Raw genomic sequence first — 7,306 nt, 5'->3', positions numbered from 1 at the left:
AGATCCTTTTCGACAGGCGGGGCAAGTTTTCAGGACTTTTTTAAGTCCTGGAAACTTCTTTATCGAAAACGAGAGGGACCCCTCCCGGGTCCCTCTCGTGACGCTCCTCCTTCCCGCCGATGAGGCTCCCACTCCTTTTTCGATGCTCTGGGGCCGGGAGGCGATGCCTCCCGGCCCCCTGTCCCCGGCCGTTCCCGGCGCTTCAATATCCGCGTCCCTCCGTCCAATGCTCCTCCACGTCCAGGCGGGCGATCTCCTCCCCCGCCTCGTCATAGCCAATGATCAGGGGGTACACACTGGAGCCGAAGCTCGACCAATCGAAGGGCGGGTAGGTCCGGAACAGGAAGTACCACTTCCCGTCCCGCTCCATCCAGTCCTCCCGTCCGCTGTCCCATGTCAGCGCGGTATGCCTCGCGCCTCCCACGGTCTTCCACTCCTCATACTGCGCCTGGACCTCCAGCCGGGCGATGTCCGGATCGTCCACTCTGCCGAAGATATACAGGATGGACGCCCCCCGTTCCCCGCGGGCTTCCGACGTGGTCCGCCAGCCCGCGTACAGCGGCAGTCCCTTGGTGCAGTCCAGGACCTGGCCCACGCCCGGGCTCCAGCCCAGGGGGCCCAGGGAGATCTCGCTGAACAGCACCGCCTCCTCGTTCCCCGTCAGATACATGAAGCGGTCCCATCTGACCTCCCTGGCCCAGTCCCGGCAGACCACGGCGGTCCGTCCGGAACCCGTCTGCTCCTCACAGCGGCGCAGGGCCTGGAAGGGGAACAGGAAGCCGACCATCAGGAAGTGGTTCGCCAGCAGCAGGGCCGCCGCCGCGGTCAAGATCCGCCGGAGGGCCTTCCCCTTCCGGGCGGACAGGATCCTCTTCCTCATGGCTCCTCCTCCCCCTCCGGCAGGGGGACCTGGACCCGGATCGTCTCCCCCAGCCACTCATGGACCAGGGTCACATAGGCGTCCTCCGGCTCCACGTCCACATATTTGACGGCCCCCCTCACCCGGACGTGTCCCCAGGCAGCGTCCCGGTCCGGGGCCCGTCCGCCCCTCTGGTTTTCCAGGACCGTGCTGTCCAGCACGCTGGAGGCCACCACCCCGCCGGGGATGCGGTCATAGCTGAGCAGCAGCACTCCGGCCGACCGACCGCCGCCTCCGTCCTCCCGGCCCACGCTGACGCAGGCCACCCGCAAGACGTCGTTCCCCACGCGCACCCGGATGTCCGCAGGCCCCTGGGCCTCCACCGTGTCCAGCTCGAAGCCCCACCACGCCGGGACGCGGATGCTCCGGACCGTCAGGCTGTCCCAGGCGGAGCTCAGCGCCCCCAGCGACGGCAGCGCCTGGACGCACAGCACCGCTGTCAGCGCCACCGCCGCCCGGCCCAGCCACACCCACCCCCGGTCCCGGCTCCGGTACTGCTTCGCCAGCTCCCGGCCGATCTCCGCCGGGTCCCCCATGGCCTCCAGGCACCGCGCCTCCGCCAGCTCCTCCGCCCAGCCCATCTCCAGCAGGATCTCCATCCGGTCCTCGACGTGCTCCTCCAGCTCCTGCCGGACGGCCTCCCGCTCCTCCCAGGTCAGCCGCGTCAGGGGGAGGAGCGCCCGGTCCGTGAAGTCCCGCCGGGTCATGCCAGATCCGCTCCGCCCCGGAGGACGTCATCCACCGCTCCGGAATAGCGCCGCCACGCCTGCTCCTCCTCCCGGAGGGCCCCCTGGCCCTTGCGGGTGAGGTGGTAGTACTTCCGCTCCCGCCCTGTGGGGGCCTCCTGGCGGTAGGCTTCCACCAGCCCCGCCTGCTCCAGCCCGTGGAGGACCGGGTACAGCGTCCCCTCTTTCATGTCGAAGGTGTGGTCGGACCGCCGGGCCAGCTCGACGATCATCTGATACCCGTACATATCCTCCCCCGCCAGCAGGGAGAGGACCAGCAGCTTCGTGTGCTCGATGGCTTGCTTCTTCATCATGACCTCCATCCGTCATACCTAGAGTTCCTATGCTCATTATACATAGCGATACTAGGTATGTCAAGCAAAAAGATCCCAGGAAATTGGGCTGTCCATTTCCCCGCGATCGTGCTATAATCTCCCCATGAGACGAAACGATCCGACGCTTGCCCCCCTCCCCCCGCCGCTCCTCCGGTGGTATCGGGAGAACGCCAGGGACCTGCCCTGGCGGAAGACCCAGGACCCCTACCGGGTCTGGGTCTCAGAGATCATGCTCCAGCAGACCCGCGTGGCAGCGGTGCTGGGCTATTACGCCCGCTTCCTGGCGGCGTTCCCCACCGTCGGGGCCCTGGCCTCCGCGCCGGAGGACCGGCTCATGAAGCTCTGGGAGGGCCTGGGCTACTACAGCCGCGCCCGGAACCTCCAAAAAGCCGCCAAGCTGGTCGCGGAGCGGGGCGGCTTCCCCGACACCTATGACGGCCTCCTGGCCCTGCCCGGCGTCGGGGAGTACACCGCCGCCGCCATCGCCTCGGCCTCCTTCGCCCGGCGGGAGGCGGCGGTGGACGGGAACGTCCTCCGGGTCGTCGCCCGCCTGACGGACCTCCGCGACGACATCGCCCTCCCCCAGACGAAGAGGGCCGTCCGCGCCCAGGTCCAGGCGGTCTTCCCGGAGGCGGAGCCGGACGTCCGCGTCTTCAACCAGGCCCTCATGGAGCTGGGCGCCACGGTCTGCGTCCCCAACGGACCGCCGAAGTGCCCCTCCTGCCCCGTGCGGGACCTCTGTCTGGGCCGCATCCGGGGCACGGCGGAGGGCCTCCCCGTCAAGGCCTCGAAGAAGGCCCGGCGGACGGAGGAGAAGACGGTCTTCCTCCTCCTCCGGGAGGGGCGGATCGCCCTGCGGAAGCGCCCGGCCTCCGGCCTGCTGGCAGGGCTGTGGGAGTTCCCCAATGTGGAGGGCGCCCTGGACGAGCGCGCCGCCGGGGAGGCCGCCGCCGCCTGGGGCCTGACGCCGAAAGCCTGGAAGGACCGCCGGACGGCGAAGCACGTCTTCAGCCACGTGGAGTGGCACATGACCGGCTACACACTGGAGGTCTCCGGCGAAGGGCCGGAGGGCTTCGTCTGGGTGGACACATTGGACGACCGCGCCATCCCCTCGGCCTTCGCCCGGTACGCGGAGGAGGCCCGCCGGGAGCTGGGCGGATAGGAGGGACCTATGGCATTTTGGAAGCAAAGCGACGACCCCTGGGACCGGAGACCAGAGAAGCGCCGCCCGGAGGCCAAGGAGCCGCAAGCAGATCTCCTTGACAGCCTGAAGCAGTGGAACGAGGACCGCAAGGCCAGGGCAAAGGAACGGGAGGAGGCCAAGCGGCTTCCCCCGGAGAAGTGCCCCTGGTGCGGGAAGGAGATGGAGCAGGGCTTTCTGACCGGCGGGCGGGACGGTGTCCACTGGTACGCGGGCATCTATAAGTTTGAACCTTTCCGGGGCCTGACCGGGGACGCCGTTGACGTGCTGGACGAGAGTAGCTGGGGCCATTATAAGACTACCTGGCTCTGCCGGGAGTGCGGGAAGATGGTCTTCGACATCCCCGCGTCAGAGCGGGTCTACGACTACCCTGGGCCCCAGGAAGACGAGGCCGCGGAAACTACACAAGAGGAGGGAACGAGCGAGGGATAAACCGTCGAAAACGATCGCTCTTTGTATATTTATGGCACAACTATACTTCAAGTACGGAGCCATGGGCTCCAGCAAATCCGCCAACGCCCTGATGGCCCGCTTCAACTACGAGGAGCGGGGGCAGAAGGCCCTGATGGTCAAGCCCCGGCTGGACGCCCGGGACGGGGACCATATGGTCTACTCCCGCATCGGTTTGAAATACCCCTGCGTCTACTTCGACGAGATGCGGCAGATGTCCATCATGGAGCTCCAGCAGAACGCCTGCATCATCGTGGACGAGGCCCAGTTCCTCTCGAAGGAGGAGGTCATGCACCTGGTCCACATCGTGGACGACCTGGACATCCCCGTCATGTGCTACGGCCTGCGCGCGGACTTCAAGGGGGACCTGTTCCCCGGCAGCTGCGCCCTCCTCATCATGGCAGACAAGATCGAGGAGGTCAAGACCATCTGCTGGTGCGGCAAGAAGGCCACCTTCAACGCCCGCTTCGACGAGGACGGCAACGTCCTGAAGGAGGGCGAGCAGGTGGTCCTGGGGGCCAACGACAAATACATCGGCCTCTGCCGCCGCCACTGGATGGAGGGCAACCTGGGCCCGGACTTCGACGTGGGGGCCCTATGATCTGCCGTCTCTGCCCCCGCGACTGCCGGGCGGAGCGGACGCCGGAGCGCTCCGGCGGCGTCTGCGGGATGCCGAGCCGGCCGGTCGTGGCCCGGGCCATGCTCCACCGGTGGGAGGAGCCCTGCCTCACCGGCGAGCACGGGGCCGGGGCCGTCTTCTTCTCCGGCTGCGCCCTCCGCTGTGTCTACTGCCAAAACAAGCCCATCTCCCAGGGCGGCGTGGGGGAGCCGGTCACGGTCCCCCGCCTCCGTCAGATCTTCCGGGAGCTCATCGCCCAAGGCGCGGCCTGCCTGGACCTGGTGACCCCCACCCATTTCGCCCCGGCGGTGCTGGAAGCCCTGGGCGAGGAGCCCTGGCCCGTCCCCGTGGTGTGGAACTGCGGCGGCTATGAGAAGGCCGAGACCCTCCGCCTCCTGGAGGGGAAGGTCCAGGTCTACCTCCCCGACCTGAAATACGCCCTGCCGGGCCCGGCCGGGCGCTGGTCCGCCGCCCCGGACTACTTCGACCATGCCGTCCCCGCCATTTTGGAGATGTTCCGCCAGACCGGCCCCTGCCGTCTGGAGGGCGGCCTCCTCAAGTCCGGCGTGCTGATCCGCCACCTCCTCCTGCCCGGGGGGCTGGAGGACGCCCGCCGCGTCATCGACTGGGTGGCGGGGACCTTCCGCCCCGGCGACGTGCTGTTCTCCCTCATGAGCCAGTACACCCCCCAGCCGGGGGCCTCCGGCCTCCTGGCCCGCCGTGTGACGCAGGCGGAGTACCGGGCGGCGGTGGAGTATATGGAGAACTGCGGCGTCACCCATGGCTACACCCAGGAGCGGACCTCCGCCCAGGAAGCGTATACGCCGGACTTCGACCTCTCCGGGATATGACAAAAAGCCCTGTGAGCCAGGCTCACAGGGCTTTTATGTATCCCTTTTTACTCCTCGGGGACGATGGCGCCGTTGGGGCAGGTGTCGCTGCAGGAACCGCAGTCCAGGCAGGCAGCGGCGTCGATGACGTAAGAATCATCGCCCTGGCTGATGGCACCGGCGGGGCAAGCGTCAGAGCAAGCGCCGCAGCTCACGCAGGCAGAAGTGATCTTATAGGCCATGGGTAGCACCTCCATTAGAATTGTATCCCCATTGTAGCATACTCTCCAAAAAAAGCAAGGGGTTTGTGAAAGGGCTAACAGGAAAATTTTTGGATGCGCGCCGGCCGTTCACGATTTGTTTTCACAAACGTCAAAGAAAGTCAAAACTTTTCTCTTGACATCTGCGTGGAGCGTGGTATACTAACATCATCCGGAACATCAAAGATAGTCAAAGTCAAATCCGGTGTGAATCTCAAAAGAGCGAGGTGTCCCGCATGGGTATTTCCGATCTGATCGCCAGCTTCCTGCAAGAATGCCTGGACGAGACGGGCGACGGCGTGCTGGAGGTCCAGCGCAGCGACCTGGCGCAGCGGTTCAACTGCGTGCCCAGCCAGATCAACTACGTCATGTCCACCCGGTTCTCCCCTGAACGGGGCTACATCGTGGAGAGCCGCCGGGGCGGCAACGGCTATATCCGCATCACCCGCGTCCAGGTGGACCGGGAGACGCTGCTGATGCACGTCATCAACTCCCTGGGCACCCAGGTGGACCTGCCCTCCGCGCGGGCCATCCTCGGCAACCTGGCCGGGGCCGGGGCCCTGGAGGAGGACCTGTGCCGGACCCTGCTGGCCGCCGTGGGGGACAAAGCCCTGGGCGCTGTGCCGCGGGACCTCCGGGACCGCGTCCGGGCGGACATCCTGAAGAACGTCCTGATCTTGCAAGTCTAGCCCGGGCATAAGATACGACAGCCCCTTCGATCCGTCAACCAAAAACATTCGTGATATATAGGAGGATTCTATTATGAAATGCGAGAATTGTGGCAAGAATGAAGTCACCTTCGTTTACCAGAGCAACGTCAACGGCCGCGTCACCGAGAAGCACCTGTGCGCCGACTGCGCCGAGAAGCTGGGCTACACCCAGAAGCTGGCCGCACACAGTCAGCGCATGATGCGCGGCATCTTCGGCGGCGGGCTGTTCGAGGACTTCTTCACCCCCTACCCCTCCCTGCTGGGCCGCATGGGCCGGATGCTGGAGGACCCCTTCGACGACTTCTTCGCCGACATGCCCGCCCTGGGCGCCCCGGCCGGGAAGGAACAGGAGGCCCCGCAGAAGTCCCAGGACACCCTGCTGAAGCAGGAGGAACAGGAGGAGATCTCCAAGGCCCGCCAGATCAACGCCCTGCGGATGGAGATGCAGCGGGCCGTCCAGGAAGAAAACTTCGAGCGGGCGGCGGAGCTCCGGGACCAGATCCGCAGCATGGGACAGTGACCAAGGACCGTACTTCACGAAAGGAAGTGTCATACACATGAACGAGAAAAAATTCAGCCCCGGGGCCGAGGAGGCCCTCCGCCTGAGCCAGGAGGCCGCGGGCGAACTGGGCCACGGCTATGTGGGCACCGAGCACCTGCTGCTGGGCCTCATCCGGGAGGACCAGGGCGCGGCCCATGACGTCCTCCTGGAGGCCGGGCTCACCGACGACATGGTCGTCCAGATCATCAAGCGCAGCGTGGGCGCGGGCCTCCCCGGCAGCAACCCCGCCCAGGGTCTGACCCCCCGGGCCCGCCGCGTGGTGGAGATTGCCGTGGAGGACGCCGTCCGCGGCGGCAGCGCCCTCGTGGGCACCGAGCACCTGCTGGCGGGCCTCCTGCGGGAGGGGAACAACATGGCCGTCCGCATCCTCCGCACGGCGGGGGTGGACGCCCGGCCCCTCTACGCCGCCCTGATGCAGAAGCTGGACCAGCGGCCCCAGGGCCGTCCCTCCGTCTCCCCCTCCGCCCGGGAGGAGGGCGGGAAGAACGCCTCCGGCGGGAGCAAGACCCTCCGGGAGTTCACCCGCGACCTGACCGCCGACGCCCGGAACGGCAAGCTGGACCCCGTGGTGGGCCGGGACAGCGAGATCCAGCGGGTCATCCAGATCCTCTCCCGCCGGACGAAGAACAACCCCTGCCTGATCGGCGAGCCCGGCGTGGGCAAGACCGCCATCGCCGAGGGCCTGGCCCGGAAGA

The 7,306-nt window shown here is 66.9% G+C and carries 11 protein-coding genes; 7 read left to right on the top strand and 4 right to left on the bottom strand.

Annotated elements, in window-relative coordinates; all coding sequences use genetic code 11:
* Nucleotides 1-202: 202 nt before the first annotated feature.
* The 3 genes from QZ332_RS12515 to QZ332_RS12505 are packed head-to-tail and all read right to left on the bottom strand — an operon-like array spanning nucleotide 203 to nucleotide 1,958.
* On the bottom strand, nucleotides 203-880 hold the full coding sequence (locus tag QZ332_RS12515; RefSeq protein WP_295766000.1) for a hypothetical protein: 678 nt from the start codon (nucleotides 878-880) through the stop codon (nucleotides 203-205).
* Entirely contained in the window at nucleotides 877-1,626 is a 750-nt protein-coding gene (locus QZ332_RS12510) for a hypothetical protein (RefSeq protein ID WP_295765998.1), read from the bottom strand. The genes QZ332_RS12515 and QZ332_RS12510 overlap by 4 nt, the downstream gene beginning before the upstream one ends.
* Complete coding sequence (locus QZ332_RS12505) at nucleotides 1,623-1,958, bottom strand: PadR family transcriptional regulator (protein WP_295765995.1); 336 nt, start codon at nucleotides 1,956-1,958, stop codon at nucleotides 1,623-1,625. The genes QZ332_RS12510 and QZ332_RS12505 overlap by 4 nt, the downstream gene beginning before the upstream one ends.
* A 124-nt stretch (nucleotides 1,959-2,082) precedes the next feature.
* Here QZ332_RS12505 and mutY point away from each other — a divergent pair, with 124 nt between their 5' ends.
* Genes mutY through QZ332_RS12485 form a run of 4 tightly spaced genes read left to right on the top strand, consistent with a single transcriptional unit; the run spans nucleotide 2,083 to nucleotide 5,100 of the window.
* Nucleotides 2,083-3,141: an A/G-specific adenine glycosylase gene (gene mutY, locus QZ332_RS12500; RefSeq protein WP_295765992.1), complete on the top strand. Its 1,059-nt coding sequence runs from the start codon at nucleotides 2,083-2,085 to the stop codon at nucleotides 3,139-3,141.
* A 9-nt stretch (nucleotides 3,142-3,150) separates the two neighbouring features.
* The gene (locus QZ332_RS12495) at nucleotides 3,151-3,612 is read left to right on the top strand and encodes a PF20097 family protein (protein ID WP_295765989.1); all 462 of its coding nucleotides are present in this window, start codon (nucleotides 3,151-3,153) and stop codon (nucleotides 3,610-3,612) included.
* Between the two features lie 31 nt (nucleotides 3,613-3,643).
* Nucleotides 3,644-4,231 (top strand): thymidine kinase, encoded by a 588-nt coding sequence (locus QZ332_RS12490; RefSeq protein ID WP_295765986.1) that lies wholly within the window; start codon nucleotides 3,644-3,646, stop codon nucleotides 4,229-4,231.
* Nucleotides 4,228-5,100, top strand: a complete 873-nt coding sequence (locus QZ332_RS12485) for a 4Fe-4S cluster-binding domain-containing protein (protein ID WP_295765984.1) — start codon at nucleotides 4,228-4,230, stop codon at nucleotides 5,098-5,100. Before QZ332_RS12490 ends, QZ332_RS12485 begins: the two co-directional genes overlap by 4 nt.
* A 47-nt stretch (nucleotides 5,101-5,147) precedes the next feature.
* Here QZ332_RS12485 and QZ332_RS12480 read toward each other — a convergent pair whose 3' ends face one another.
* On the bottom strand, nucleotides 5,148-5,321 hold the full coding sequence (locus tag QZ332_RS12480; RefSeq protein ID WP_293280867.1) for a DUF362 domain-containing protein: 174 nt from the start codon (nucleotides 5,319-5,321) through the stop codon (nucleotides 5,148-5,150).
* Between the two features lie 254 nt (nucleotides 5,322-5,575).
* On the opposite strand from QZ332_RS12480, the gene QZ332_RS12475 reads away from it, so the two are divergent.
* The 3 genes from QZ332_RS12475 to QZ332_RS12465 form a co-directional block, all read left to right on the top strand.
* Complete coding sequence (locus QZ332_RS12475) at nucleotides 5,576-6,028, top strand: CtsR family transcriptional regulator (RefSeq protein ID WP_295765982.1); 453 nt, start codon at nucleotides 5,576-5,578, stop codon at nucleotides 6,026-6,028.
* A gap of 73 nt (nucleotides 6,029-6,101) precedes the next feature.
* Nucleotides 6,102-6,569, top strand: a complete 468-nt coding sequence (locus QZ332_RS12470) for a UvrB/UvrC motif-containing protein (protein ID WP_295765979.1) — start codon at nucleotides 6,102-6,104, stop codon at nucleotides 6,567-6,569.
* Nucleotides 6,570-6,606: 37 nt separating this feature from the next.
* On the top strand, nucleotides 6,607-7,306 hold a 700-nt coding region (locus QZ332_RS12465; RefSeq protein WP_295765976.1), incomplete at its 3' end, for a Clp protease N-terminal domain-containing protein.

The sequence above is a fragment of the uncultured Oscillibacter sp. genome (genome assembly GCF_910584465.1).
GTDB lineage: Bacteria > Bacillota > Clostridia > Oscillospirales > Oscillospiraceae > Oscillibacter.
The sequence above is the reverse complement of the archived record's forward strand: the minus strand, read 5'-3'. Positions and strand labels throughout refer to the sequence as shown.

Bases quoted from the DNA above. Each gene is read 5' to 3' on its own strand.
- QZ332_RS12480 (WP_293280867.1), bottom strand. From the start codon at position 5,321: ATGGCCTATAAGATCACTTCTGCCTGCGTGAGCTGCGGCGCTTGCTCT.
- QZ332_RS12510 (WP_295765998.1), bottom strand. From the start codon at position 1,626: ATGACCCGGCGGGACTTCACGGACCGGGCGCTCCTCCCCCTGACGCGG.
- QZ332_RS12470 (WP_295765979.1), top strand. From the start codon at position 6,102: ATGAAATGCGAGAATTGTGGCAAGAATGAAGTCACCTTCGTTTACCAG.
- QZ332_RS12475 (WP_295765982.1), top strand. From the start codon at position 5,576: ATGGGTATTTCCGATCTGATCGCCAGCTTCCTGCAAGAATGCCTGGAC.
- QZ332_RS12515 (WP_295766000.1), bottom strand. From the start codon at position 880: ATGAGGAAGAGGATCCTGTCCGCCCGGAAGGGGAAGGCCCTCCGGCGG.
- QZ332_RS12495 (WP_295765989.1), top strand. From the start codon at position 3,151: ATGGCATTTTGGAAGCAAAGCGACGACCCCTGGGACCGGAGACCAGAG.
- QZ332_RS12485 (WP_295765984.1), top strand. From the start codon at position 4,228: ATGATCTGCCGTCTCTGCCCCCGCGACTGCCGGGCGGAGCGGACGCCG.
- QZ332_RS12490 (WP_295765986.1), top strand. From the start codon at position 3,644: ATGGCACAACTATACTTCAAGTACGGAGCCATGGGCTCCAGCAAATCC.
- QZ332_RS12505 (WP_295765995.1), bottom strand. From the start codon at position 1,958: ATGATGAAGAAGCAAGCCATCGAGCACACGAAGCTGCTGGTCCTCTCC.
- mutY (WP_295765992.1), top strand. From the start codon at position 2,083: ATGAGACGAAACGATCCGACGCTTGCCCCCCTCCCCCCGCCGCTCCTC.